This is a genomic window from Actinosynnema sp. NPDC059335 (genome assembly GCF_042752395.1).
GTDB lineage: Bacteria > Actinomycetota > Actinomycetes > Mycobacteriales > Pseudonocardiaceae > Actinosynnema.
In genome coordinates, this window is record NZ_JBHYXZ010000060.1 from 19,177 (window position 1) to 46,077 (window position 26,901).

The window sequence follows — 26,901 nt, forward strand, 5'->3', positions numbered from 1 at the left end:
CCGCTGCTCCCCCTCAACGCAGGTACGTGCTCGGTGGTTCCTCGTCTTCGACCGGCGGCGGGGCCGGACGGTTCCGCTGAGGTTGGCCGGGCGGCGGCGCGAACGGAGGCCGGCCGGCGGGCGGGGCGGCGGGCGACGGTGCCTGCGCCCCCGGCGGCGGGCCCGGCGGCGCTCCGGCCGGCGGCGGCGCGGACGGCATGATCGGCTCCACGCCGGACGCCGCCAAACCCTGCTTGAACTGCTCCAACCGGTCGCCGAGGATCGGGGCGACGGCCGCGTCGAGCTGCCGGGCGGCGTCCTGCGTCGCGGCCCGGATGGCGTCCAGGATCTCCTGCTGCAACGCCACGTGCGACCGCCCCATCGCGGCCGGCGACAACCGCAACCCCAGGACCGCCCCGGACGGCGCCGCGGTCACCACGACCGCCCCGTCCCTGCTGCGCCCCACCCCGCGCAGGTCCTTCATCGCCTCCTGGAGCCGGCCGGCCTTCTCCGCCTGCTCCTGGAACGACCGCATCATCTCCTGTATGCGCCGCTGCGGATCGGCCACGACAACCCCTCGTCCGACGGAACACCCCCGACGACCACCCTCGGGTGACGCCGACAGCACCGTATCGGCAACCACCCCACCTCGTCCGGGCGACCCGGTCACCGGCACGTGCGCCGTCGTCCGACGTGGTCGCGCGCATGGCCCCCCGACAGCCGAACCCGCACGTCACCACCGCGACACCGGCTCGCCACCGGTGCGAACCGGCGGTGGCGGCGACGCCTCCGTTCCGTGAAGTCAGGCCGCGCGGCGCGTCCGACCATCCGGGCGACCACGGCGAGCAGACCCGAGAACTCGAAACCGAGCACCCTCACACCGTGTCGGCGAGACCACCACCGGCGGCCATCACGCCGGTCGTTCCCCCACCAGCCGCACCGGGCTGCGGCGTGTCCGGCGCGGCTCCCGTGGCTTCGACCGGACCAATCTCGAACGGCACGGTCGGAGCAGGCACGGCAGACGACGGCGCCTTGACAACGGGAGCAGTCGTCGTGGCCTCGACGGGGCACCGAGATCGAGGAGTCGATTTCCTGCGCCCAAGCGGCCGTGCCGCTGAAGGCGGTGGTCCACGCCGGCACAACCGCCGCAGCGGTTCTCCGCCCACGCCTCCGAGCCGCACGCGGGCGCGCGGCAGTGCTCTGGACAAGGTGTCCCCCCCCCCTCAGTAGCTGCTCAACATCCCGCGTGCCGGCGAAGCCCCCGACGCGTCGCGCAGGACGAGCGGTGGATTCCCGCGCAGACCACTGGCCTGCGAGATCTTTTCGCGGCCACTTTTCGGCACAGTTGTGACCGACTACCCGACGGAACACCGATCCCGGCACACCGCTTGCGTTTCCCGGCGTCGGGATCACTTCTCCGGATTGTGAGCCCGACCCGATCGCTCAGCCGGCGCAACCGCTGAGCGCGCATTCCCGAGCCGTGGCCGCAGATAACATCACGGTCGCGCAGGTCGTGGATCCCGCGACCCTCCCACCGCTCGGGAGATCCCGACGGCGGTCAACATCGCTGTGCGAGCACCGAGCGCTCGCGGGGTCGAGTCGACCGCAAGTGGTGGAGCGGCAACGCCCCGATGGGCTGCAGCCGTGCCTCGTCCGGACAACTGCCGACTTCAGCGCCGTGAAGTAGTTCACGTGCGCTACGACACAGGTGTTTCACCATTCGGACCACGCAGCGCGAAACCCGCAAAAATCGGATTCGCGGGCACCTCGTAGCGCTCCGGTCGAATGACGGGCCCGACCTGCGCACGTGACTGAAGCTCATATTTCTTGCCGTGTAACCATGTCATCCGAACGAGCGATGGTCCATGAGCGCACGGCTGCTCACGCAATCCAGGAGGGGGACTCCACTGAGATTCTCGAACACGCTTTCGACCGTCTCCCCCACTCGTCTCAAAGCAGGCTGGTCACCGTGCGGATGATCCCGGATTCGGTACATCCCGGTGCCAGTCGGGCCGAGCAGGAGATCTTCGCCCAGTTGGCCGCACTCGAAGTTGCCGGGTGGGACTACGCCATGCACAGCACCAACCTGCCCGAGCACGACCGCAAGCGCGTCTGCGAGATCGACTTCTTGCTGCTGGGCGCCCGCGGGTTGCTGGTGCTGGAGGCCAAGGGAGGCGAGATCCTCCTCAAAAAGGACGTCTGGCACACGCGTGACCTCAAGGGCAAGCGGCACCGACTCAAGGAGAGCCCGCTCGACCAGGCTCAGACCAGCATGTTCGCCCTGGCCAAGGTCCTCCGCCGCACCACCGGCGACCCGGGGTTGGTCGACCGCACGGTGTTCGGGTACGGGGTCGTGTTCCCGGAGAGCGAGTTCGACGCGGTCAGCGTGGAGTGGACGCCGGAGATGGTGATCAACTCCGCGCGCCTGGCGTCCGAGGGGTGGGCGGACTGCCTCGACCGGTTGGGCGCGTTCTGGGAGAGCAAGCCGGGCAGCTGGGGGCCTTTGTCGGCCGATGACGTCGAGCGCTACCTCAACGTCCTCCGCCCCGACTTCGACCGGGTCCTGTCGCTGCGCCGCCTCGACGACCTGGTGGAGAAAGAACTCGTCGCCCTCACCAAGAGCCAGTACAAGGCACTCGACCAGCACCGGAGGAATCCCCGACTCGTGTTCGAGGGCGGTGCGGGCACGGGCAAGACCATGCTGGCCGTCGAGATGTGCCGGCGTGCCCGTGGCTCCGGTGAACGCATCCTGCTGACCTGCCGCAGCCACGTCCTGGCGGCCTTCATCCGATCGCAGCAGGACCTGGGCGGCATCACCGCGGTCCCCTTCGACGAGGTGTCCTCTCTGGAAGCGGACGCCTTCGACGTGGTCGTCGTGGACGAGGCACAGGACGTCATCAACGGACACGACCTCGACGTGCTGGACACCGTGCTGGCGGGCGGGTTGGCCGACGGGCGCTGGGCCTTCTTCCTCGATTCCAACAACCAACGGGGGCTGGTCGGGCGCTACGAGGACGATGCGAAGGCCAGGTTGGACTCGCACCGCCCGACCTTCGTCGACCTGATGGACAACTGCCGGAACACCGTCGAGATCGTGCGCGCCACCCAGGAACGGACAGGAGCCGACCTGGGCGTGACCACGGCCGGCCACGGCCGTGAGGTCGTGGTGGTCGAGGAGGATCGCGAGAAGGCGATCACCATGGTCTCGGCAGCCTTGGTCGAGCTGGAAGAGCACGGCGTGCCGCTCGAACAGGTCGTGCTGCTGTCACCGCACGGCCTGGCCGCGTCGATCTTCGCCGAGTTGCCCGCCGAGTGGTTCGAGCGGGTGGACGTGCTGGACCTGATGCGCATGCGCCGGCCCGGTCGGGGACGGGTCGGGTTCGCACGGGTCGCGGACTTCAAAGGGTTGGAGAGCCGGTACGTCTTCCTCGAGGTGGACGACGCGGCGGACGAGCGGGCGGCGCGTGCGCAGCTGTACGTGGGCATGACCCGCGCCAAGGCCGCGCTCTGGGTGGTCAAGCCCGGCGGAACGGGGGAGGACCGGTGACGGAGGGGTACAACACGGGATTCCCCGACCGGGACCGGGTGCTCGACTACCTGCACGACCAGTTGGTCGGCCCGGTCGACGGTGACGACGAGGTCCTGTACGAGAAGGCGCCGCAACACCGGTACCTGACCGCCGTGCTGTTCCCCATGTCGCTCACCCCGACCGTCACCGACGCGAGCGGCCCGGCCGATGACGCCGAGGAGGTCGACGAGCAGGCGGGATCCCTGCCCCAGGACGACGACGAGGATCCCATCACCCTGGCCGGCCAGGGCCGACCGAGTTCCGCCGGTATCAGCTTCATGACCACCACGCGGTCCACGATCACCGTGGAGGTGCGGGCAGCGCGGTACCGCAGCGTCGCGGACGACGAGTGGCAGCGTGAACCGCTCGACCTCGTGGCGGGTGAGGCGCTGTCGATCGACTCCCCGCCCTCCGGATCGGGCCACAAAGAGCAGCTCTGGAACGGGACGGCCAGCGTCGAGGTCACCTGGCGCCCGCACCGCGACGGGATGATCGTCACCGTCATCCTGGTCAACCGCAAGGTGCAGGAAGAGCGTCGAGCGGTGAACCCGGAGGACTGCCTCTTCCAGGTCGGGCTCCGCTGCTCCGTCGCGGAGGGCGCCATCATCAGCTATCCGGCGCAGCTGCGGGCCCACAGCGACGAAGAAGCGGAGGAACTCGAACTCCAGTACCGCGACGTGCCGGTGTACGCCGTCGGCCACGGGACCGCGGCCGGTTGGGACACCACCGGCGAGCAGCCGGCATGGGTCGGCACGTCGTTCCTCCCGGTGCACGTCGTGCCCGGTGTCACCTCCGAGCTGCCCGACGTGGCGGACGCCGTTCGCCTGAAGGACCTCGCCGGGATCGACGCCGATCCCGAGCCCGTGTTCGCCGCCCTGACCCGCTTCGTCGACCGCTACTCGGACTGGATCGAGAGGACGTGGCGCTCGGCGTCGGAAGACCTCGCCCCGCGACTCCGCCCCGCCGCCGACCGCCTGCGGGACCGCGCGACACGGGCCAGGGACCGCATGCTCGCGGGCCTCGACTTCCTGCGAGAAGACCGGAAGGCCCTCAAGGCGTTCGCACTGGCCAACGATGTGATGGCCATGCAGATGGCGCACAGCCGACCGGACCTCGGCGGCTCGCCGCACGCCCTCCCCGACGCACCGAACCCGGAAGTCGACCACCGCTCGCTGGACCTCACGTGGCGTCCGTTCCAGCTCGGCTTCCTGCTGATGACGGTGAAGGGCGTAGTCCAGGAGGGGGAGGACCGGGACCTGGTCGACCTGATCTGGTTCCCCACCGGCGGCGGCAAGACCGAGGCGTACCTCGGCCTCGCCGCGTTCACCATCCTCCACCGACGACTGACCCTGGGAGACGCGGGAGCCGGCACGGCAGTCGTCACCCGGTACACCCTGCGCCTGCTCACCAGTCAGCAGTTCCAGCGCGCCGCGACCATGATCGCCGCCTGCGAGCTGGTGCGCCGCGGCTCCGAGGCGCAGCTCGGCAGCCGCCCCATCTCGATCGGCCTGTGGGTCGGCGGCGAGAACAGCCCCAACAGCTACGCGGAGGCCCGCCGATTACTCGCGCGAGCACGTGACGGCGTGGGGATCGATCAGGGTTTCCAGATCGAGACCTGCCCTTGGTGCGGTACGCGGATCGTGCCGAGCGGCCCGGACGACGAGCAGCGCTGGGGCATCTCGGCGACCAACAGCTCCTTCCGCGTGCGCTGCCTGAACGACAAGTGCCCGTTCCACACCGAGCTGCCGATGTCCTCCGTGGACGAGCACCTCTATGACAACCCGCCCACCATGCTGGTCGGCACGGTCGACAAGTTCGCTCGAACGGTGTGGAACGAGAAGGCCGGGGTGTTCTTCGGCGCCGGCGCCGACCCGGGCCCGTCACTGATCATCCAGGACGAGTTCCACCTCATCTCCGGTCCGCTCGGCACCATCGTGGGACTGTACGAAGCGGCTTTCGACGTGCTGATGGAGCACCTGGGGAACAAGCCCAAGATCGTCGCCGCCACGGCCACCATCCGCCGGGCGGACGAACAGACCAAGGGCGTCTTCGGGCGGCCTGTCGCGCTGTTCCCACCCGCCGGCGTCGACGCGGCCGACTCCTACTTCGTGCGCACCGACCGCGAAAGGCCCGGTCGCGCATACATGGGAGTCATGCCGCAGGGACACACGCCGCTCACCGCGCTCATCCACGTCGCCGCGGCGCAGTTGCAGGCTCCGCTGGAGGTCGAGCTGTCACCGGCGGTGGAGGACGCCTACTCCACGCTCGTCGTCTACCACAACAGCCTCCGCGAACTGGGCAAGACGATCAACCTGGCGTCCGACGACATCCCGTCGAGGCTGAAGGTGATCGCGCGGGCCGAGGACCACGTGCGGCGCCTCGACGACGACAACGTGGTGGAGCTGACCAGCAACGTGGCATCCGCGCAGATCCCACAACGCCTGGACCGCCTCAAGAAGCGGCACGACGCACCGGGCGGGATCGCCTTCCTGGCCAGCACCAACATGATCTCCGTCGGCGTCGACGTCGGCAGGCTCGGCGTCATGACGGTCGTCGGCCAACCGAAGACGACAGCCGAGTACATCCAGGCGACCAGCCGCGTCGGTCGGAGCGCCGACCGCCCCGGTCTCGTGGTGACGGTCTACTCGCCGTCCAAGCCGCGCGACCGGTCGCACTACGAGTCGTTCACCCCCTACCACGCCAGCCTGTACCGCTGGGTGGAGCCGAGCTCGGTGACCCCGTTCTCGGTGCCGGCGCGGTTGCGCGCCCTCCACGCCGACCTCGTCGTGCTGGTGCGCCACGCGCTCGGCCTGTCCCGCGACGGGGAGGCCGCGTCGTTCGACCCCGACGACGAGCGTTTCTCCGCGCTCGTCCGAGCGTTCCTGGATCGCGTGGAACGCGCCGACGACACCGAGGTCGCACGGGTCCGAAGCCACCTGGACGACCTCATCGAGACGTGGGCGAAGCGGGCCGCCGAAGCTGAGCCCTTCGGTGGCTTGCGCTACAGCCAGGGCGGCCGGGAGCGCCCCAAGCTCCTCAAGCGGTTCACCGACCGCGGCGAGGGCTGGGCGACGCTTGACTCGATGCGCAGCGTCGACGTGGAGGTCCAGGTCCAGGTGAGGGGGGTTCGGAAGTGACCGTGCGCAAGGTTCGGCGCTCGCAGATCATCAGCCCGTTCGGTCCCGGCGCGATCATCGACCTCGTCGGCGAGTCGTTCGTGGTGGAGGACGCGGGCAGGTGGCGCGGCCCTCGGGTGGTCATCGACTTCCCCCGCCTCGCCTCCTACCTCAAGGTGGACGCGCTCGCGGCGCCGTCACCGTCACCCCGCTGGCCCATCCCCTACTACCGGTTCCCCCAGTGGCTCTTCTGCTCCGGTTGCCGGCGCATGAGCCGGTGGTCCTACACGAAGGAGGTCGCCAACGCCGCTCCTTCCTGCGAGCACTGCACCGGCCGCAAACAGCTCATCCCGATGCGGTTCGTGGCGGTGTGCGCCAACGGGCACCTGTCGGACGTGGACTGGGTCCGCTGGGCGCACTCCGCGATCCGCCGCGACCGGAATCAGAACCAGTGCCAGCGGCCCGACCTGAAGTTCTTGAACAAGGCCAACGTCGGCGGTGGCCTGAACTCGCTCGTCGTGCGTTGCGCCACGTGCGGCGGCGAGAGGTCGTTGGACGGCCTGACCACGAGGCTCGGCCTGACCCAGATCGGCAGCAAGTGCTCGGGCAGGCAGCCCTGGCAGGACCAGAGGGACGCGGTGCCCTGCTCCGAGCAGATCGTCGCGATGCAGCGCGGGGCGTCGAGCGTGTACTTCCCCACCGTGGAGAGCGCGATCGACATCCCGCCGGACTCGGCGTGGAGCAGCGTCAGCTCCCCTCTCGCCACCCTCCGGAAGAGCAGCGAGTTCAAGTTCCTCCTCAGCGAGCCGAACCACGAACTGGCCAGGGAGATGATCGGCATCGCCGCCCGCAAGTACGGCCTCTCCCCCACCGAGGTGGAGGCCGCGCTGGCGCGGGAGTCCACGGACCCGCGCACCCCCGTCGAAGGAGGCCCGGAGAACATCCGTCCCGACGAGTGGGCGGCTCTGATCGACCCCCAGGGGAACCACGACCCCAAGGACTACTTCATCTCACGACGGGCGGATCGACCGCTGGGTGACGCCGAGGGCGCCGCGACCGGTTGGGGCAGGTTGATCTCGGACGTCGTGCTGGTCGACCGCCTTCGCGAAGTCCGCGTGTTGACGCACTTCGAGCGCCACACCATGAAGGAGAAGGTGCCGTCGAACCTCGGTGACGAGGGCGACTTCCTGCCGGCCGTCGAGGTGTTCGGCGAGGGCTTCTTCCTCAGGCTCGACGAGGAGGTCCTGACCACCTGGGAACAGTCCGGCGCCGTGGTCGACCGGTGCCGGAAGTTGGTGGAGAGGCACAGTGCCAAGGGCGCGAAGTGGCTCTCCGAGCCCACACCGCGCTACGTGCTGCTGCACACCTTCGCACACGTCCTCCTGCGCAACACCGCCTTCGAAGCCGGTTACTCGACTTCGGCGTTGCGGGAGCGCCTGTACGTGACGAAGAAGGGCGCGGGTCCCGCCATGGCCGGGGTCCTGATCTACACCGCGGCCGGTGACTCCGAGGGCACCCTGGGCGGCCTCGTCCGGATGGGCGAGTTCCCGCGCCTGGGCAGGCTCCTGGACATGTCGATCACCGCGGCTCGGTGGTGCTCGTTCGATCCCGTGTGCGCGGACCACCCGGGACAGGGGCCGGACGGGTTGTCGCTGGCCGCCTGCCACGCGTGCTCGCTGGTGCCCGAGACCAGCTGCGAGGCGACGAACAGGCTCCTGGACCGACGTCTGCTGGTCGACCCGGAGTTCGGGTTCTTCAAGGAGCTGGCGGCCACCATCGGCGGTGTCCCGGGGAACGCGCTGTGAGCGCCGCGTTACACGCGCGGACCCACGAGGCGGCCCGGTACGAGGTGGTGGTCGCGGCCCCCGGCGTCGACCAGGTGGTCAAGGCCGTCGCGATCTACCACCGCCTGCGCGGACGCGGCAAAGAACTCCACGTCATCACCAAGTCCAGCGTGCTGAAGAACCGAATCCGCGCGCTGATGCCGTTCGAGAGCCGCGGCGACGTGGTGATGACGTACCACTCCTACTTCGCCGACGTGTGGCGTGCGGTGCTGCAGACGCGGGCACCGCAAGCGGACGACTACGACATCGACTACTGGGAGTTCGAGCGACGCCTCCGAGCACGTCACGTCCGGCCGCTGAACCGGCGGCACGTCATCGTGGTCCAAGGGCAGCAACTGCCGCCGGACTTCTACGCCGCGCTCCGATTGCTGAGCGTCGAGGCGACGGTGTTCGTCGATCCCGTCCAGGTGGTCGACGACTCCGGCACCACGCTCGAAGACCTCGAAGCCCTTCTGGACGTCACCAGCCCCACCACGTCACACGACATCGACGGCGGCACCGCGCAGGTCCACGAGCTGCTGGAGCACCTCGGTGGGGGGTTCCCCCGCGCGGACGCCCCTCGCCGTGACGGCCCGCGTCCCGTGCTGATCGACCACGACGACGTCGACGAGGAGATCCGTTTCGTCGTGGAGCAGGCGGCAGCGCACCGCGACGAGCAGATCGGGGTGCTCCTCCCGAGCAGGGAACTGGTCCGGGTCTTCAAGGACGGGATCGGCGACTCGTTCGACGGCAGGACGCAGTGGCACCTGTCCGGCGTCAAGGTTCCCGGACATGCCGCGGTGACCGCGTCCGACCCCGGTGTGAAGGTCCTGACCTGGGTAAGCGCCGTGGGAATGCGGTTCGACCACGTCGTGCTGGCAGGGCTCGACCAGGTGGAGGACCGCTTCCGGTTCGAGACCGCGCTGCGAGTGCTCGGCCCGACGACCCGCTCGGGGTTGTACCTCTCCTATTCCGGTGCGGGACGTCCCACCGCACTGTCCGCCCTGCCCCTCGCTCTGCTGGACGACCGAACCCGCAAGACCGACGGCGACGAGTGGGTGGAAGTGGCGCCCGCCACCAAGCGCACGAGTCCTCCTCCCGCCGCAACGGACGAGCCGCCACCACCGAGTCGATCAGCCGTCGACAGCGCCCGCGCCGTCCTCGCCGCGCCGATGCGGAGCGAGGACCGCGCCAAACGCCTGCTGACCGCCGAGGAGGAGGTCGGGTTGGCGCAGCTGATGCGCCCCACCGGCGGAGACCTCGCGGAGGAACTGCCCAGGGGTTTCCGCTCATCGCTGCGCGGAGACGACGAGCGGGCGAAGGCGTTCGACGCCATGGTGCTGCACAACACCGGCCTCGTGAGATCGTGGATCCCGCGGCACCTCGGAGCCGGCCTCGACTACGAGGACCTGTACCAGCACGGTGTGCTCGGCCTGATCCGCGCGATCGAGAAGTGGGACGGCTCGCGCGGCCTCAAGTTCTCCACCTACGCCGTGAACTGGATCAACCAGGCCATGGGTCGCGCCGTCCCCGACGAAGGCACGACGATCCGGCTGCCGGTCCACAAGTACGAGGAAGTCCGCAAGGTCCGCGCCGTTCGGGACAGGCTGCGCCTCGAACAGGACGACGTCTCCATCGCGGACATCGCCAAGCACACGGGGTTCTCCCCGGAGAACGTGGTGAGCTGTTTGCGGCTGTCCAGGGGTTTGCTCAGCCTGGACGCCCCGCTGGGTGTGGACGGTGAGATCTCACTCGCCGAACTGGTGCCCATCCCGTTCGAGCACGACTCGAACCCGGACTACGTGGTGGACCGCGCACTGGGCGCCGATCTCGTGCGGCAGGCCGTGTCGCGGTTGAAGGAGCGCGAGGCCGAGGTCCTCCGGTTGCGATTCGGCTTCGACAGCGGTGACGACCGCACCCTGGAGAAGGTCGGCGAGCACTTCTCGGTCACCCGGGAGCGGGTGCGGCAGATCGAGAACAAGGCGAAGAGCAACCTGATCGGCAAGCTCGCGGAGGTGGGGCTGGTCGCCGGCGGTGCGGATCCGGTCCCCGCTCCCCCGGTCGTTCGCCCGACCCGTCGGTTGAACGTCGTGCGCACACCAGCCCAGGAGAAGCGGCCAACCGGCACGGAGGTCGCCACGGGATCGGGACTCGTGGAGCGGCTCGGCGCCTCAGGCGGGGACAGCGCCGTCGGGCACCTGCTGACCGCCCTGGTGGACCGGGTGTTGCGATCGGGCGCACGCCACGTGCGCATCAGGAGCGCGGGTTCAGGCACGGGTTCCAGGCTCGCGCTCCTCCACGACGGTGCGACCTTTGCCGGGTACGCGTTGCTCTCGACCCTCTGCGAGGGACGCGAGGTGTCGCGCGGATCGGCGGCCCTGGGTGTCGCCGCGTCGCTCTACGACGAGATCACCACCTGGGAGTCGCACGCGTCGCCGGACTGCCTGGTGCTCACCTCCGCGGTGGATACCGACACGTGGTGGTTGCACCGCACCTCCCGGAGGCTCCCCGCTGGACTGGTGGCAGAGGACGAGTCGGACCGCTGGTCGGTGGTGCTGCTCCGTGTCCCACGTCCCCAAGTCGCACGTGCGCACCTCGGCACGATCCTCGACCGGTGCGTCCGCGACTTGGGCGTGGTGTTCGGCGAGTTGTTGGAGCGCAGGGTCGGCATCGACGTCAACGGACGCGCGGTGACCGCGAAGGACCCGTTCCTGTGGAGCAACCCGGCCGGGCAGCACCTCGGGGAGGAACGGCTGGCCACCGAGGGGTTCTCGGTGGTCGCCAGCCCACGTGTGCTCCCCCACCCGGACCTCCTGCGCGCCGGCGACGTGGACTCGGTCGGCGACCCGGTCGACTGGCGAGCCTCCCAGGGCTTCTACGTGCGGTGCGACGGTCGGTACCTCTCACGCGGCGGCTGGCTCGGCCTCGACGGCCTGGACATGGCGGAGAGCACCGCACTGGCCCGGGTGCTCGTCGAGGTGCCGCTCACGCAGCGCTCCGCGTGGGGCGAGGACCACCCGGGAGCCGCGGTCGTGGCTCCCGAACCATTGCGGCCCAGGCTGGCCGCTCTCGCGCGCATAGCGCGCGGCAAGTCAGAACTCGTGATCGAACGACACCGAACCGGGGGTACGACGTGACGGACGGCGAACTCGCCGCCTTCGCGGCAGAGCTGCGTCGCAGGGTCGAGGACCGCGTCCAAGCCGAGCCGGAGCTGATGGCACGGGACGCGTTCGTGACCCTGGTCGGCGAGCACCTGATCGACGACGGGGCGCTGGACGACCTCGACACCTGCTACCTGTTCGTGCCCTGGCAGAGCCGTCGCGTCGAGGTCGCGGGGTACGACATCACGGGGGACGGCACGATCCTGCACCTCGTCACGGCCGATTACGGCTTGGACGCGCAGCCGCTGAAACGCGAACGGCTCACCCAGTTGGTGCGCCGCGTCGGCGCGTTCGCGGAGTTCTGCCGCAGCGGCATGCACGAGCAGCTGGAGCCGTCCAGCCCGGCTTACGACATGGTCGAGCGCATCCACAGCGGGTGGCCGCAGCTGCAGATGATCAAAATCTTCGTCTTCACCGACGGCAGGACCGGGTTGCGCAGGGCGGAAGAGGCCACCGTCGCCGGCCTTCCGACCCTGGTGAACGTGTGGGACGTCAACCGCCTCCAAAAGCTGATCGGCTCGGGCGCCCAGCAGGAGGACATCCTCATCGACGTCGCGAAGATGGGGTACGAGGTGCAGTGCCTGGAGTCCCCCGAGCAGGTCGACGGGTACCGCTGCCTGATGGCGATGTTGCCCGGGAAGCTGCTCGCCGACCTCTACGACGAGCACCACAGCCGCCTGCTCCAACGCAACGTGCGCGCCTACCTCCAGGCCCGGGGGAAGGTCAACAAGGGGATCGCGGACACGATCAGGGACCAACCCGGCCGGTTCCTGGCCTACAACAACGGCGTCTCCGCCACCGCCCGCGCGGCGGACCTGGAACGCACGTCGAACGGACTGGTGCTCCGGACCCTGACCGAGCTGCAGATCGTCAACGGCGGGCAGACCACGGCATCGCTGCACCACGCGGCCCGCAAGGGGATCGACCTGTCGCAGGTGACCGTGCCCGCGAAGATCACCTTGATCCCCGACGACCGGTTGGACGGCATGGTCCCGGAGATCTCCCGCTTCGCGAACTCGCAAAACGCCGTCACCCCGGCCGACTTCGAGGGCAACAGCCGCTTCCACGTGGGGTTGGAGCGGTGGTCCCGCACCACCTGGGTGACCCCTCTCGGTGTCGACGTGGAACAGACCCGTTGGTACTACGAGCGCGTGCGCGGGCAGTACGACGTGGAGAAGAACCGGTTCACGACCGCCGCCGCGCGGCGCAAGTTCGATCGCGAGAACCCCGTGCGTCAGAGATTCGGCAAAACCGACGCCGCGAAGTACGAGTACGCCTACTCGCTCCGGCCGGAAGTCGTGTGCCAGGGCGCCGAGAAGTGCTTTCGGACCTGGACGTCCGAGAAGGGCTTGGCCGAGCGTGAAGCCCCCGACGACGTGTACTTCCGCCACTTGGTCGCCAAGGGGATCGTGTTCCGCCAGGTGAGGTCGATCATCCAGAAGCAGAACTTCGGCGGCTACCTCGGGCAGACCGCGGCGCACACCGTGTCGCTGATCGTGCACACGCTCGGTGGTCTCGACCTGGACCGGCTCTGGCGCGAGCAGGCGCTGCCCGAGGCGATCGCCGCGGCGGTGCCCGACGTCGCGAAGGCGGTGCGGCGGGTGCTCACCTCACCTCCGAGCGGCGGGAACGTGACCGAGTGGGCGAAGAAGACCGCCTGCTGGGACCGCATCCGCGCGATGGGTTGGGTGCCTCCCTCCGACGTCCTCGCCGGTTAGGCGACTTCATCCCCGTTTTCATCGTTCGCGCGTCGGGGCGGCCGAGCGGACCGGTCCCGGGAAGTGGCATGGAAGAAGTTGAGCAGAACCAGATCGACGGTGGTGGAGGTCCCACGCGGATCCCTGTTCGGAGGACGGGAGGCGACGTGGCGGTCTACGCGGTGAAGCTCGAGCGCAGCGACCTGCTCCAGTTGCCGGTGCACCCCGACGCCTGCACCGAGGAGACGTTCGAGCAGTGGTGCGCCGACCGGGTGGCGAACGGCGCACGGCTCGCGGTCGACCTGTTCTCCGGCGGCGGTGGGTTGAGCCTCGGCCTGTCCGACGCCGGGTGGACCGTCGCGGCCTCGGTCGACCACAACAAGTTCGCGCTGCAGACCCACCGGGCCAATTTCCCCGGCCTCGCGTTCGACGCGGACCTGGGGGACCCGAAGCAACGCGCTGCCCTGATCAGGACGCTCAGGCGCGTCGACATCGACCTCATCGCCGGCGGACCTCCGTGCCAGCCGTTCAGCAGAGCCGGGCGCAGCAAGATCCGGAGTCTGGTGGACGCGGGCGTGCGCGACGAGTTCGACGAGCGCAAAGAGCTGTGGCGGGCATACGTCGACGTCGTGCTGAAGGTCAAGCCGCGCGCGGTGCTCATGGAGAACGTCCCGGACATGGCCTTGGGCGACGACTTCCACGTCGTGCGGCGGATCGTGGACATGCTGGAGCGCGCGGGTTACAGCACCAACCTCCGCTTGGTGGACGCCTGGCGTTACGGCGTCCCCCAGCACCGCAAGCGCCTGATCCTGCTGGCACGCCTCGACAGTGACGCTTTCACGTGGCCCGAGCCGGGCGAACCGGTGAGCGTGCGGGCGGCGATCGCGGACTTGCCGGAGCTCGGCCTGACCACCGGTGGACGTGAAATGCCGTACGCGCCCACCGCCGAGCTGTCGGACTTCGCCAAGGTGATGAGGCGGAACACCGACGAGGACACGGTGTGGGACCACATGACCCGGCCGGTCCGCGAAGACGACCGCAAGATCTTCGGCCTGATGACGTCGAAGACGCTCTACGCGCACATCGATCCCGAACTGCGCAGGTACAAGGCCGACACTTTCGACGACAAGTACAAGCGCCTCGACTGGGACGAGTTGAGCCGGTCGATCACCGCGCACATCGCGAAGGACGGCTACTGGTACATCCACCCGTCGGAGAACCGCACCCTCACCGTTCGCGAGGCCGCACGCATCCAGACGTTCCCGGACGACTTCCGCTTCGCGGGGAGCCGCAGCCACGCGTTCCAGCAGATCGGCAACGCCGTGCCGCCGATGTTGGGCAGGGCCGCGGCCACCGCCCTGGTGCCGGTACCGGTCGCCGACAAAGCTCGCCGGAACCGGTGGCGCGTCCTCGCCACGCACCTGGCGGCTTGGGCCGAGGAGCGGCGTGCCGGGAACTACTGGTGCGTGCTCCCGGGCGAGCGGCTCACCCCTCCGGTCGCCGCGGTCGTGGCGATGCTGGATCCGTCACCCGTCGAACTCGCCGGGTACGCCCGTGGCTTGCTGGAGGTGGCCGCGAGGGGGCGGGTCACCAAGCGGGCAGTGGACCTCATCGAACAAGCGGCGGCCACGCGCGGAGCCGCTGCGGCGATCCTGCGCTTGCGGCAGCTGCAGGACGACCGGAAGCTCTGGCTGCACCCCCAGGACATGCCGGAAGTCTTGGCCCTCCCACCGGGGAGGACCACCCTTTTGAAGCTGTTGGCAGGCGACGACGTCCTGCTGACCAGCCAGCCGGTCATTCGCGTGTCGTCGCGTGTGCTCAACACCGGTTCGGAGCGGGCGAACAGCCTCACCGACGGCAGGGTCGACCTCTCGCGCTTGGTGGGAGGCGACGACAGAGCACCGTTGCGCATGGCTGCCCTGCGACTGGTCGGCCAGCTCCACTGCCACAAGCAGGCGCCGATGTGCGAGGGGTGTCCACTTGCCCGCCAGTGCGCGACCGCTCGCGACAGCGAGTCCTCGGACAGGCTGTTCTGACCACTCGCAGACAGCGTTGACGGCCCGGTCAACACCCTCGCCACGTGGATCGGGCCGTCGGCGACGGGAGGTGACCCCACAGCTTCCGCGAACTCCGCCGCCGACACATCCGCTCGACAGGTTCCCACCCGTCGTGTACGAGTCGTGCAGCAGCGCACCTCGTACTCACAGCCATGGCCGACGTCGCGATGCCTGTTCACCCGGCAGTGGCGACACCGTGCCGGGTCGGCGGTCGCCTGGACGGCGTCGTACCCCGATTTGTGCGGATGAGGGTGTGAGCGCGGGCACTAGTGTCACGTCGGCTTGGGGGTCTCGATGATCGATGCTTCACCCGACGACGGGGCCGACGGTCGGGCCGCGACGACGAACACGCAGAGCGGTGCGGCCCGCAATGTCGTGCAGGCGCGGGACATCCACGGGGACGTCCGCCTGGACACGCCTCCACAGCCGCGTTCGTGGGCCCCCGCCGCGGTGCTCGGCGTGGCGGTGATCGTGGGAGCGTCGATCATCGCCTGGCCGCGGTCGTCGGACGACCCCGCGGCGAGTGCGCCCTCGGAGTTGCGCGTGGTGGTCGACATGTCGCACAACGACCAGGGCCCGTGGGGGTACGTCTCCGAGTCGTCCGACTTCCCCGGCCGCGCGATCGTGGACCGGCTGGCCGAACCGATGGCCGCGGTGGACCGTGACCTGGTGCGGGATATCCGCACGTCGGACGGGGCGATCAGCCTTCACCGGCACCTGGTCCGGCTGCACCTGGTGGGCCCCGTCGGGGGCACGAGGATCACCGACATCCGGCCGGTCGTCCGGAGGACGGCGCCGCCGCCCTCCGGCAGCCTCGTCCACGCGCAGTCCCAGGGCGAGGAGGAATCGTCGGAGGTGCTGCTGTCGCTGGACGACGGCTTCCCGGTACTGCGGAGTTCCGAGCCGATGCCCTCACCCGCTCCGGGCGAGGAGGGCCGTCGGGTACCCACCGGTCCTTACTTCCCTGGTCACACGATCAACCTCGCGCCGGGGGAAACCCACGAGATCGTGCTGACCACCACCGCGCGGTCCCGCAGCTACGAGTACGACCTGACGATCACCCACCAGACCGGGACCGTGATCCGTGAGACGGTGGTCGACAACAACGGCGAGCCGTTCCGGGTCGCCGGCCGCTCGTGCCGCAGCGACCACGTCGCGACTTACCAGGCCGCCTACAGGCTGGCCGGCGGGTTCAGCGTGGTCGCCGAGCCCGACCCCGCCCACATCGATCTCAGCCCGCTGCTCTGCTGACCATGCCCGACGACAACCGCAGACGGCTCGTGTCGAGCGTCGTCGCCGGCGCGCTGATCATCCTGGCGGCCGTGGGCGTCCGCACGATGCTCGCCCCTTCCGACACCGGGCGAACACCGCCGCCACCGACCACGACCACCACCACCACGACCACCACCACGACCACGACCACGACCACGACGCCATCGTCAACGACCTCGAGCACGTTCCGGCCCATTGACCCGACGTGCGGCGAGATCACGGGTGTGGACGCCGACGGGCGACCGGTGCCGGCGACCCTGCTCGCACAGGTGCGGGCGATCCACGAGGCAGCGTGCCGGTCCGACCCCCGCCCGCTGCTCGACCTCCTCCGCACCACACCGGGCCACGAACTCCCGGAACCCACTCTCGAACTGCTGCGCACGGACCTCGAAGCCAGGACAGCCCTTGCCGTCGCACTGGAAACGACGCCACACGCGGACCAGGGAGGCCACACCTACTGCGCACCATCCGGCGGCGCCGCGGTCTTCGCTCGCGGAACGCACGACCATCCAGGTGGACTGACAGCCTTCGCCACCCGGCCCACCAGCTTGACCGAACTACTCTGCCCGGCTTGACGCGCTGACGGAGATCGGCCGTGCCGTCCTCGCTCGCACCGGATCCCCGCGCCGCGACGGCGTCTACCGGCTGCTGCCCGGGGCGGCGGGCGAACCCGCCAGAGCGGTCACCATCAACAGGTCCGGTCACCGAGCGGGTGGTGACCAGCCTCGGACAGGTCTACACCGAACCCTTCCCTGGCGTAGGCGATCATCGCTTCCAGCACCGGAAGAGCGATTTCGCCTTCGATGCCGACGTAAAGAGTTCCTGTCGGATCATCGTCTTTCCGGGCAATCGCCACACTCGGGACCGGAAGCTTCCCGGGACCAATAGCCACAAACTCGTAGCGCTCTTCGTCGTCGACCACGCTGCTCACCGACACCACCTCGAACGTCTCTCCCGAGAATTCAGCAACAACCACGACGCCGCCGACCTCCCAACACGAATCCGAAAAAAGATCATTGAATCCCAACGGGCGCACGACGTCCCAGCCGCCCCGGACCACTTCGCCGCCGACACCGGGGTCCGTCGACCTGGCACTCGATCGACGGGCCAGTCGCCTCGGGCGGGAGTCGTGTGACGCCAATCCCGGGACGCCGCCTCGCTCAACCCTCCAGCTTCGTGATGGTCGAGTCGACTTGAGCCGTCCGGTTCTGCGCCCTGTAGAGGTCGAGCGCTCGCTGCCACTGGACCCTGGCGGCAGCGGGGTCCACGGCGGCGTAGGCGTCTCCCAGGCTGGCCATGGCGTCGGCTTCCTTGTAGGTGTTCTCCAGGGAGCGGAACTCCCGCACGGCTTCCCGGTAGTGCGCTACGGCCTGGTCGTGGTGACCGCTCATGCGAGCTATGTGCCCCAGGCAAACCGCCGCTTCGGCGACACCGTAGTGATTGCCGTGCGACCGCTGCGCCTGCATCGACTCCTCGCCGAAGCGCCAAGCCTTGGCGTAGTTCCCCACCCCCGCCTGCGCCCACGCCGCGGTCGTGAGCCCGAGCGCCGTTCTCAGCGCGTTCCCGATCCTCCGGTACCGTTCCAAAGCCTCCATTGCGTGGTCGACCGCTTCGTGGTGCAGGCCGCGACGGGAGCAGTTGCGGGAGAGCGTGCGCAGTGCCGCCGCTTCGCACGACAGGTCGACGTCGCGTGCCAGGGTGACGGCTTCGCGGAGGTGGTCCTCGGCCTCGTCGAACCGGCTCAGCCGCGAGCACGCCTGGCCCATCTGCCGGTGCGCCCACGCCAGCCGCCGTCGGTCGCCCAGGGCGTGCGCCGCTTCCAGCGCGGTCGTCCACGTGTCGTAGTAGTCGTGCAGGTGCCCCCGCCACCGCTGGAAATCCATGAGGTGCCAGGCCACGCTCCAGGCCACGTCGTGCCACTTCCGCCGCAGCGCCTCCCGCTGGACGGCCAGCAGGTTGCGATGCTCCGCGCTGAACCACGGCAGCACGTCGGACGCCTCGATGCGGGCGACCGGCCAGGCGAGGTCGTCCGCCGTCTTGTACGGGGTCAGAAGGAGGTCGGCGGCGCGCGCGGTAGCCAGGTAGTGGTCGACGAGGCGCCGGAGCGCGACGTCGCCGCCGCCGGCCGACTCGCGGGCGTACAGGCGAACCAGGTCGTGCATCCGGTAGCGACCCCCGTCGACCGACTGGACGAGGTTCATCGTCTCCAGGGTGTCCAGCAGCGGGACGACGTCGTCCACCGGGCGGTCGGCGAGGGCGGCCAGGCCGGTCACGTGGAGGTCCTGTCCCGGGTTCACGGCCAGCAGCGAGAAGACCTCGCGGGCCTCGTCGCGGAGTGTCGCGGCCGAGTTCGCGAGCACGTCGCGCACGCTCTCCGAGCCGTCCTTGGTCCTCATCGCGTCGAGACCCCGGGCTGCCAGCTCCCGGGCGAGCGCCGACAGGGGCAGGGCCGGTCGGTCGATCGCGCGCCCGGCGGCGATCAGCAGCGGCAGCGGCCACTGCCCGCAGCGCCGCGCGATCTCGGCCACAGCTCCGGGCTCGACCACGAGGCGGTCGTCACCCTCCGGCAGCGCGCGCCCGAACAGCGCACCCGCCTCCTCGGCGCTCAACGCCCCCAGCCGCCGCAGGCGGAACCCGTTGACCCGCAGGCCGTCCAGGTGGACGCGGCCGGCTGCGATCAGCGTGGAGTCCGACGGTCCCGGCAGCAGCGGCCGAAGCTGCTCCGGGGATCCCGCGTTGTCCGCGAGGACCAGCACCCTCAACCCGCTGAGCACTGTCCGGTAGTGGTTGACGAGTTCGTCCGGGTCCCGGGGGATCGCCTCGTCGGGCTCGCCGAGCGCCTCCAGGAAACGCCGGAGCACGGCAGCGGCCACCGGTCGGACCTCGGCCGGGTCGGCGCCGCGCAGGTCCACGTACAACTGGCCGTCGCCGTAGCGGTCCCGGCGCGAGTGCGCCCACTGGAGGAGGAGCCCCGTCTTGCCGATCCCCCCGACCCCGCTCACGTACGGCGCGTGCCCGTCGGCGACCACCTCGTCCAGCCACCGCAACTCCTCGGACCGCCCGACGAACGACGAAGACCCCCTCGGCAGCTGCGCCGGCCTGTTCGACGGGCGCCTGGGGATCGAGATGTGGACGCCACCCGCGATCGCCCCCGCCTGCACCGCGACCCCGACGGATTCGGCACCGACCTCGTTGCGCCATAAGGCGGCATCATCACCAGCCTTGTCCACGCACCCACGGTATCCCACCGAACACGCGCTCCAACCCGTCGATCTTCGGCACCGGTCCCGCACATCTGCGGAGCACGAGGAGGGCCCGCAGTGGAGACTCGCCCGGTGGACGTCGGCAACCGGGTGGCCGCCGAGGCCGTGGAGAACATCGTCCAGGTCGGGGTCGCGCATTTCCACTCGCCGGCGCCGGTGGCGCCATGCCAGCTGCCGGCGGTTCCGGGCCCGTTCGCCGGGCGGGTCGTCGAACTCGCCGAGCTGGATCGCCGGGCGCCGGTGAACGTGATCGTCGGCACGGGTGGGATCGGCAAGACCTGGCTCGCCGTCCGCTGGGCGCACCTCCGGCGCGAACGGTTCCCGGATGGACAGTTGTTCGTGGATCTGCGCGGGTTCAGCCCCGAAGGTCGGGCCCTCGCCTCGGAACGGGCCTTGCGCGCGTTCCTCGCCGCGCTCGGGGTACCGCACGACGCCATCCCCGTCGACCTGGACGCACAGGCGGCGATGTACCGGAGCCTGCTGGCGGACAAGCAGGTGCTCGTGGTGCTGGACAACGCCGCCGACGCACGACAGGTCGAGCCGCTGTTGCCGGGCGGCGACACGTGCACGGTCGTGGTCACCAGCCGACGACGACTCAGAGACCTGATCACCCGATACGACGCAAGACACCTGCTGCTGGACGTGTTCGGGCCCGACGACGCCCACGCCGTGCTGGTCCGGCGATTGGGCGCCGACCGGGTCGCCGCCGACCCGGCGGCGGTGGCCGACCTGGTGCGGCTGTGCGCCGGTTTCCCCCTCGCCCTCGGCGTCGTCGCCGCCAACGCGCGCACGCATCCCGGGTTGCCGCTGACCGAATTCGCCGCCGAACTGCGCCACCTCGACCTGCCCGAACTCCACGACACCGTGCTGACGTGGTCGCTGCGCAGGATGTCCGCCGAGCAGCGGACCGCCTTCGCCCTGCTCGCCCACGCGCCCGGACCCGACGTCGGACTGCCCGCCGCGGCACGCCTGTTCGACCTGCCCCACGGGGAAGCCCGCGTGCTCCTCAACGACCTGACGGACGCGTCCCTGCTCGAACGCAGACCCGGCAGTCGCTACGGGATGCACGACCTGGTCCGCGCCTTCGCCACCGGCCTTCGACTGCCGGCGTCCGTCCGCACCGAGGCGCTGTCCCGGGTGGTGCACTTCTACACCAGCGCGGCGCACACCGCCGACCGCGTGATCAACCCGAGCAGGCCCGAACCGGTGTGGCGCGGTGACCCACCGGTCGAGTTGCCCGACCTCGACACCGCGCAGGCGTGGTTCGACCGCGAACACGCCAACCTCCTGGCCGCCCAACTCGTCGCCGACCACCCCGCGGCGTGGCACCTGGCGTGGTGCCTCAACGACTTCCACCGCCGACGCGACCTCCGCCACGACGAACTGGCCACCTGGCGGACCGCACTGTCCGCCGCCGACCACCTCACCGACCCGCACGCCCGCACCCGTGCCCACCGCTTCCTCGGCCGCGCGTGCAACGAACTGGGCCGTTACGACACCGCCGCCCACCACCTGAACCAGGCTCTCAAGCTGAGCCCGGATCCCGTGCAGCACGCCCACGCCCACCGCGAGCTGGCCCGCACCTGGTCTCAACGCGGCGACGACCGCCGAGCGCTACACCACGCCACCCGTGCCCTGGAGATCTTCCGCGCCGCGGACGAACCGGTGTCCCTGGCCCGCAGCTTCAACCAGATCGGCTGGTACACCGCGTGCCTCGGCGACTACGACACCGCCCGCGCCCACTGCCGGACCTCCCTGGCGCTGCACCGGGAACTCGACGACCCGGACGGCCTGGCCGACACCGAGAACAGCCTCGGCCACATCGGGCGACGCGCCGGCAGACACCTCGAAGCCCTCACCCACTACACCAACGCGCTGACCGCGTTCCGCCTCCGCGGCAGCACCTGGCAGACCGCACAAACCCTGAGCCACCTGGCCCACACCCACGCCGCGCTGGACAGGCCCGACCAAGCCCGGGCGGCCTGGGCCGAAGCGCAATCCCTGTACCGCCGGCTGGGCCGCTTCCCCGACCCGGACCGGGCCGACGCCGGCCTGCACCCCGCACGCTGACCCGGGAACTCCGCCACCCACTCACTGGCGACACGCAACGTGGTCGACCGCGGAATGCTGCGGCCTGCGACCGAACCTCGACTGACCCGGCCTATGCTGTCTTCATGGTGGACGATATTCCGTCGGGGCACGTCTTCCTGTCCTATGTCCGCGAAGACGCCGATCGGGTGAACCGATTGCAGCGCGCGCTCGTGGGCGCAGGTCTGCCCGTCTGGCGGGACACGGACAGCCTGTCGCCGGGGCAGGACTGGAAACTGGAGATCGGCAACGCGATCAACCGCGACGCCTGCGCGTTCATCGCGTGTTTCTCCGAACACAGTGCAGCGCGTGACAAGTCGTACCAGAACGAAGAACTGGCCCAGGCGTCCGAACAGATGCGGCTCCGACGCCCCGGAAAGCCCTGGCTCATCCCGGTGCGCTTCGCTGCCGTCACGCTGCCCTACTTCAGCCTCGGGGCAGGGCGAGCCCTGAGTGACCTGCACGGGGTGGATCTCATCGGCGATGACTGGGACTCCGGTGTCGCCACCCTGGTCAGAGCGACGCGAATGATCCTCGACGCGCAGCGCTGAGCACGGTCGTCAGTCGGTTCCCGACAGTGACCTGAACTGCCACAGGTACAGGATTGCGTTGTTGTCGCCCGCGGCGAGCATCTTCCCGTCCTCGCTGAACGCGATACTCGTGATGCTGGACCCGTCGCCGACCTGGACGCTCTTGGCGGCTTCGTCCACCACCATGCGCCCGGCGACCTGTCGCGAATTCCACAGGTGGAGCCGGCCGTTGAAACCCACGGCGAACATCCGTCCATCGGGGCGGAAGGCGATGACCGCGTCGCCGACGGTGAATCCGGGCTCCTCGAGCAGGACGGCGATCTGCCGGTCGGCGGGCAGGTCCCATGCCACCAAGTTGTGCGCGTTGCCGTCCGCATCGATCGCCCCGGCGGCGATGAGCAACGTGCCATCGGGGTTCACCATGGTCGGCCGACCCATCTCCGGGAATTCGTGGAGCCTCCTGGCCGACGTCACGTCCCACACCACCACGCTGCCCTTGCCGCTCACGTCGCTGTGCAGACCGCAGGTGATCATGTTCCGGTCCTGGTCGAAGGCCACCGCGTCCACGATGTGCGGTGTGGTCGTGGACGCGACGAGCGTCGCCGAGGTCACGTCCCAGGTCTGCAACCTCCCGTTGCCACTGCCACCCACCACGAGATCGGTGCCGGGGACGAAGGTGAGGAACTGGAGGTTGTCCGTGGCGAGGGGCGGACTGCTGGTGAAACTGGACATGTCCCAGATGCGGACCTGGGAATCCGACGTGCCGGTCGCCAGGTGCCGCCCGCTGGCGTTGAACGCGACCGGCGCCGCGCCACCGGTCAGGATCTGCACTCGTTGGTGACTGACCGTGTCCCACAATCGCGTCGTGCCTTCGAGGGTCTCGTTGCCACCGGTGGCGATGAGCGCGCCATCCCGGGTGAAGGCGATGTCGGCAACGCCCAGGAGGCCCCAATGGCCGGTTTCCCACTGTTGGGGATTCCCGATCTCCACCGTGTGCGACGCGCCGGAAGCCAGTCGCCCGTTGTCCGGGCGCCCCCTCGTGTCGGCGGACGTGGACGTGACGTAGACGAGTGCCGCGCCGCCCGCGGCGGACAGCAGTCGACGCCGGGTCAACAACCGCGGTTGGTCGTCCGACTCCAGCGCGTGGACCACCACGCGCACGAGCTTGGCGATTCCCTCGTCCCAGTGCCCGTCGAAGAGGTCGATGCGCTGCAACGAATCCAGGCTCTTGCCCGCGCCGAGGTCGAAGTCGGGCAGGGTGCACTCGGCGAACCGGATCGGGATGATCCACGGCCGGCCGGGTCGGCGCACCCGCATCTGCTCGACCGCTTGGTTCAACTCTTCGTACTGGTAAGAAATCTCCCGCTTTTCGCTCACCTCGGAGAAGCAGGCGATGAAAACAAGGCTGTCGTGGGTTATCGCGCGACGGATCTCGATCTTCCAGTCCTGTCCCGGCCACAGGTCTCGGGTATCCCGCCACACTTCCACACCGGCGGCCTCCAACGCCCGCTGCACGCGGTCGGCGCGAAGAGCGTCTTCCCGAACGTAGGAGATGAAGGCGTGACCGGGCGGGCGCCCTACGACCATCGGGTCCACCCGGTCATCGTAGGGCAGGGGCACCGCTATCGAAAACGCCCGTCAAACCTATTCCAGTGACCGCAAATATGCGGACATGATGCGCTCGACCACGATTCTTCGGCACAATTCCACGCCGACTGACATGCCGCCTCCGGGTAGCGATCCGCCCGCGGACGCCATCCGGAACCGCTGGGCCGTGCCGACAGCGCGACGGCCTTTCCGTCGGCGATGACCTCGCGCGCCGCGACGCGTCCGGCGAGCCGGGCGGCGATCAGCGCGGCGGCCGTCATGCCGGCCGCGTTGGCCGCGAGGTCGGCCGAGTACGCGACCGGGGACGTCCCGTTCATCGAGTGCAGGACGAACGATGAAGACCTTCCACCTCCACGTCGTCGGTGATCTCGACCTGGCGCACGAGAGCATGGAACTCCGCGCCGAGCCGGACCTCGTCCTGACGATCAACGCGGCCGAGCCCGCCTCGCCGGCGATGTCCCTGCTCGCCTCCTGGGCGGCCTTCGAGGCCGGCATCGCGTCATCGCCCGAGCGCTGAGCACCGGGCGCTTGGCGGATGCCTGCGGGCCACCGGGTCCTGTCGGGTCGGATCGAGCCCGGCAAGGTCTTCGACCTCACCCTGCCCCTGGAGCAGGCAGCCGAGAGCCACCGGGCCGTGGACGAGCGCCGGGCCATCAAGGCCCTCATCACCTCCCGATCGTGACGCCGCAGCGTCCCCTCCGGGGAGAATTCCCCCCACCGATCCGTCTCGACGCCGCCGAAGCGGCTCCACGTGGTGTTCCACTCAACGGAACCGCCGCCGTCGTCACCCCAGTCGCGGGCGCATCCTCGGCGGAGTCCCGGAGCGGAGGTGAGCCCGGTGGGCGTGCACGACACAACGCTGCGGCGGCGGAGGTTCCACCAGGGCGCGTTGGTTATTGCGGAGGAACGATGACGACACCCGCGCCGACGGCGCACGACACGACCGTGGACCTGCTCGTGGTGGGGTCCGGCACGGGTTTGGCCGCTGCCTTGGGCGGACGGGAGGCCGGGCTCGACGTCCTCGTGGTCGAGAAGACGCCCCACGTCGGCGGGTCGACGGCGCGGTCGGGGGGCGCGTTCTGGATCCCCGGCAACCCCGCGCTGCGGGCGGCGGGTTCGGGCGACACCGCGGAGGGAGCGGCCGAGTACCTGCTCGACCTGGTGGGCGACTCCGTCCCGCGGGAGCGGTGGCGTGCGTTCCTGGAGCACGGGCCCGCCACCGTGGAGATGTTGCTGCGCACGACGCCGATGCGGTTCTCCTGGGCCGAGGGCTACTCGGACTACCACCCGGAGCGGCCCGGCGGGAGCGCGGTGGGGCGCAGCTGCGAGTGCCGCCCGTTCGACGCGTCGGTGCTCAAGGCGGAACGCCGGCGGCTGCGGCCCGGTGTGCTCTCCGCTCCGGTGCCGATGCCGGTCACCGGAGCGGACTACCGGTGGATGAACCTCATGGCCCGCGTGCCCCGCAAGGCGGTGCCGCGTATCGCCCGCCGCGTCGTGCAGGGCCTGGGCGGTCTGCTGTTGGGCCGGGAGTACCTGGCGGGTGGTCAGGCGTTGGCCGCCGGGCTGTTCGCGGGCGTGCTGCGCGCGGGCGTGCCGGTGTGGACGGAGACCTCCCTGGTGCGCCTGACCACCGACGGCGACCGGGTGACCGGCGCGGTTCTGCGGCAGCGCGACCGGGAGGTCACCGTGACCGCGCGGCGTGGTGTCGTGCTCGCGGCGGGCGGTTTCGACCACCACGGCGACTGGCGGCGTCGGCACCAGTCGCCGGCGCTGGAGGGGTGGAGCCTGGGCGCCGAGGGCAACACCGGTGACGCCATCCGCGCCGCGCGGGAGGTCGGGGCCGGGACCGCGCTGATGGACCAGGCGTGGTGGTTCCCCGCGGTCGCGCCGCTGCCCGGCGGGTCGCCGCAGGTGCTGCTGGCCGAGCGGTCGCTGCCCGGCTCGTTCATGGTGGACTCGACGGGCCGCCGGTTCGTCAACGAGGCCACCGACTACATGTCGTTCGGGCAACGGGTGCTCGCCCGGGAGAAGGCCGGCGACCCGGTGGGCGCGATGTGGCTGGTGTTCGACCAGCGCTACCGCAACAGCTACGTGTTCGCGGGCACGGTGTTCCCCCGCATGCCGCTCCCCCGCGCCTGGTACGCCGCGGGCATCGCGCACCGCGCCGCCACGCCGGGCGACCTGGCGCGTGCCGCCGGGCTGCCGCCCGAGCGGTTCGCGGGGGCGTTCAGGCGGTTCGCCGAGCTGGCCGGGTCCGGTGTGGACCACGACTTCGGGCGCGGGAGCAGCGCCTACGACCGCTACTACGGCGACCCCACGGTGACGCCCAACCCGAACCTGCGGCCGCTCGACCGGGGACCGCTGCACGCCGTGCGCGTCGTGCTGTCCGACCTGGGCACGTGCGGCGGCATCACGGCGGACGGGTCGGCACGCGCCCTGCGGCAGGACGGCGCCCCGATCGAGGGGTTGTACGCCATCGGCAACGCCGCCGCCAACGCGTTCGGCCCGACCTACCCCGGCGCCGGGGCCACCATCGGCCAAGGGCTGGTGTTCGGCCACCTCGCCGCCCGGCACGCCGCCTCTCTCCCCTCGCGGTGACCGGCCGCGGGACCTCCCCGGAAGGACGGACGCACCGCGCTCGCCACCGGCCGGGCCACCGCCCTGCGCCTGCCCGCCGAGGGCGCGCCGAAGGGCGGCGCCCACCGGTGAGCGGCCCCTCCCCGCGCCCGCCGGCTAGGC

The 26,901-nt window shown here is 70.2% G+C and carries 17 protein-coding genes and 1 pseudogene; 13 read left to right on the plus strand and 5 right to left on the minus strand.

Features of this window, described 5'->3' with window-relative positions; translation table 11 throughout:
• Window positions 1–13 precede the first annotated feature (13 nt).
• A complete protein-coding gene (locus ACFXGA_RS20065) occupies window positions 14–547 on the minus strand; it encodes a YbaB/EbfC family nucleoid-associated protein (RefSeq protein ID WP_378089968.1) in 534 nt (177 codons plus the stop codon).
• Between the two features lie 1,407 nt (window positions 548–1,954).
• On the opposite strand from ACFXGA_RS20065, the gene ACFXGA_RS20070 reads away from it, so the two are divergent.
• The 8 genes from ACFXGA_RS20070 (at window position 1,955) to ACFXGA_RS20105 (ending at window position 17,248) form a co-directional block, all read left to right on the plus strand.
• Window positions 1,955–3,526, plus strand: a complete 1,572-nt coding sequence (locus ACFXGA_RS20070; protein WP_378089998.1) for an NERD domain-containing protein — start codon at window positions 1,955–1,957, stop codon at window positions 3,524–3,526.
• Window positions 3,523–6,684 carry a helicase-related protein gene (locus ACFXGA_RS20075; RefSeq protein ID WP_378089970.1) on the plus strand — a complete coding sequence of 1,054 codons (3,162 nt, stop codon included), beginning with the start codon at window positions 3,523–3,525 and terminating at the stop codon, window positions 6,682–6,684. Before ACFXGA_RS20070 ends, ACFXGA_RS20075 begins: the two co-directional genes overlap by 4 nt.
• Window positions 6,681–8,468 (plus strand): DrmB family protein, encoded by a 1,788-nt coding sequence (drmB, locus tag ACFXGA_RS20080; protein WP_378089972.1) that lies wholly within the window; start codon window positions 6,681–6,683, stop codon window positions 8,466–8,468. Before ACFXGA_RS20075 ends, drmB begins: the two co-directional genes overlap by 4 nt.
• Window positions 8,465–11,623: an RNA polymerase sigma factor RpoD/SigA gene (locus ACFXGA_RS20085; protein ID WP_378089974.1), complete on the plus strand. Its 3,159-nt coding sequence runs from the start codon at window positions 8,465–8,467 to the stop codon at window positions 11,621–11,623. The genes drmB and ACFXGA_RS20085 overlap by 4 nt, the downstream gene beginning before the upstream one ends.
• Complete coding sequence (locus ACFXGA_RS20090) at window positions 11,620–13,365, plus strand: AIPR family protein (protein WP_378089976.1); 1,746 nt, start codon at window positions 11,620–11,622, stop codon at window positions 13,363–13,365. Before ACFXGA_RS20085 ends, ACFXGA_RS20090 begins: the two co-directional genes overlap by 4 nt.
• Before the next feature lie 146 nt (window positions 13,366–13,511).
• Window positions 13,512–15,380 carry a DNA cytosine methyltransferase gene (locus ACFXGA_RS20095; RefSeq protein WP_378089978.1) on the plus strand — a complete coding sequence of 623 codons (1,869 nt, stop codon included), beginning with the start codon at window positions 13,512–13,514 and terminating at the stop codon, window positions 15,378–15,380.
• Window positions 15,381–15,695: 315 nt separating this feature from the next.
• Window positions 15,696–16,652 carry a hypothetical protein gene (locus tag ACFXGA_RS20100; RefSeq protein ID WP_378089980.1) on the plus strand — a complete coding sequence of 319 codons (957 nt, stop codon included), beginning with the start codon at window positions 15,696–15,698 and terminating at the stop codon, window positions 16,650–16,652.
• Window positions 16,653–16,654: 2 nt separating this feature from the next.
• Window positions 16,655–17,248 (plus strand): hypothetical protein, encoded by a 594-nt coding sequence (locus ACFXGA_RS20105; RefSeq protein WP_378089982.1) that lies wholly within the window; start codon window positions 16,655–16,657, stop codon window positions 17,246–17,248.
• A 113-nt stretch (window positions 17,249–17,361) separates the two neighbouring features.
• On the opposite strand, the gene ACFXGA_RS20110 is transcribed toward ACFXGA_RS20105, so the two are convergent.
• A complete protein-coding gene (locus ACFXGA_RS20110; protein ID WP_378089984.1) occupies window positions 17,362–17,604 on the minus strand; it encodes a hypothetical protein in 243 nt (80 codons plus the stop codon).
• Between the two features lie 229 nt (window positions 17,605–17,833).
• Entirely contained in the window at window positions 17,834–19,903 is a 2,070-nt protein-coding gene (locus tag ACFXGA_RS20115; RefSeq protein WP_378089986.1) for a hypothetical protein, read from the minus strand.
• Window positions 19,904–19,993: 90 nt separating this feature from the next.
• Here ACFXGA_RS20115 and ACFXGA_RS20120 point away from each other — a divergent pair, with 90 nt between their 5' ends.
• Window positions 19,994–22,006, plus strand: a complete 2,013-nt coding sequence (locus ACFXGA_RS20120) for an ATP-binding protein (RefSeq protein WP_378089988.1) — start codon at window positions 19,994–19,996, stop codon at window positions 22,004–22,006.
• Window positions 22,007–22,110: 104 nt separating this feature from the next.
• Window positions 22,111–22,575 carry a toll/interleukin-1 receptor domain-containing protein gene (locus ACFXGA_RS20125; protein ID WP_378089990.1) on the plus strand — a complete coding sequence of 155 codons (465 nt, stop codon included), beginning with the start codon at window positions 22,111–22,113 and terminating at the stop codon, window positions 22,573–22,575.
• A 9-nt stretch (window positions 22,576–22,584) separates the two neighbouring features.
• On the opposite strand, the gene ACFXGA_RS20130 is transcribed toward ACFXGA_RS20125, so the two are convergent.
• Together ACFXGA_RS20130 and ACFXGA_RS20135 are read right to left on the minus strand one after the other, a co-directional pair.
• Window positions 22,585–24,141: a toll/interleukin-1 receptor domain-containing protein gene (locus ACFXGA_RS20130; protein WP_378090000.1), complete on the minus strand. Its 1,557-nt coding sequence runs from the start codon at window positions 24,139–24,141 to the stop codon at window positions 22,585–22,587.
• Between the two features lie 35 nt (window positions 24,142–24,176).
• Window positions 24,177–24,479: a hypothetical protein gene (locus tag ACFXGA_RS20135; RefSeq protein WP_378089992.1), complete on the minus strand. Its 303-nt coding sequence runs from the start codon at window positions 24,477–24,479 to the stop codon at window positions 24,177–24,179.
• Here ACFXGA_RS20135 and ACFXGA_RS20140 point away from each other — a divergent pair.
• From ACFXGA_RS20140 to ACFXGA_RS20150, 3 genes and pseudogenes are all read left to right on the plus strand, one after another.
• Window positions 24,434–24,679, plus strand: a pseudogene (locus ACFXGA_RS20140) (hypothetical protein); the annotation flags it as partial. The gene ACFXGA_RS20135 and the pseudogene ACFXGA_RS20140 overlap by 46 nt on opposite strands.
• An 18-nt stretch (window positions 24,680–24,697) precedes the next feature.
• Window positions 24,698–24,844: a hypothetical protein gene (locus ACFXGA_RS20145; protein WP_378089994.1), complete on the plus strand. Its 147-nt coding sequence runs from the start codon at window positions 24,698–24,700 to the stop codon at window positions 24,842–24,844.
• Between the two features lie 227 nt (window positions 24,845–25,071).
• Window positions 25,072–26,760, plus strand: coding sequence for a 3-ketosteroid-delta-1-dehydrogenase (locus ACFXGA_RS20150; protein ID WP_378089996.1), 1,689 nt, complete (start codon window positions 25,072–25,074; stop codon window positions 26,758–26,760).
• Window positions 26,761–26,901 lie beyond the last annotated feature (141 nt).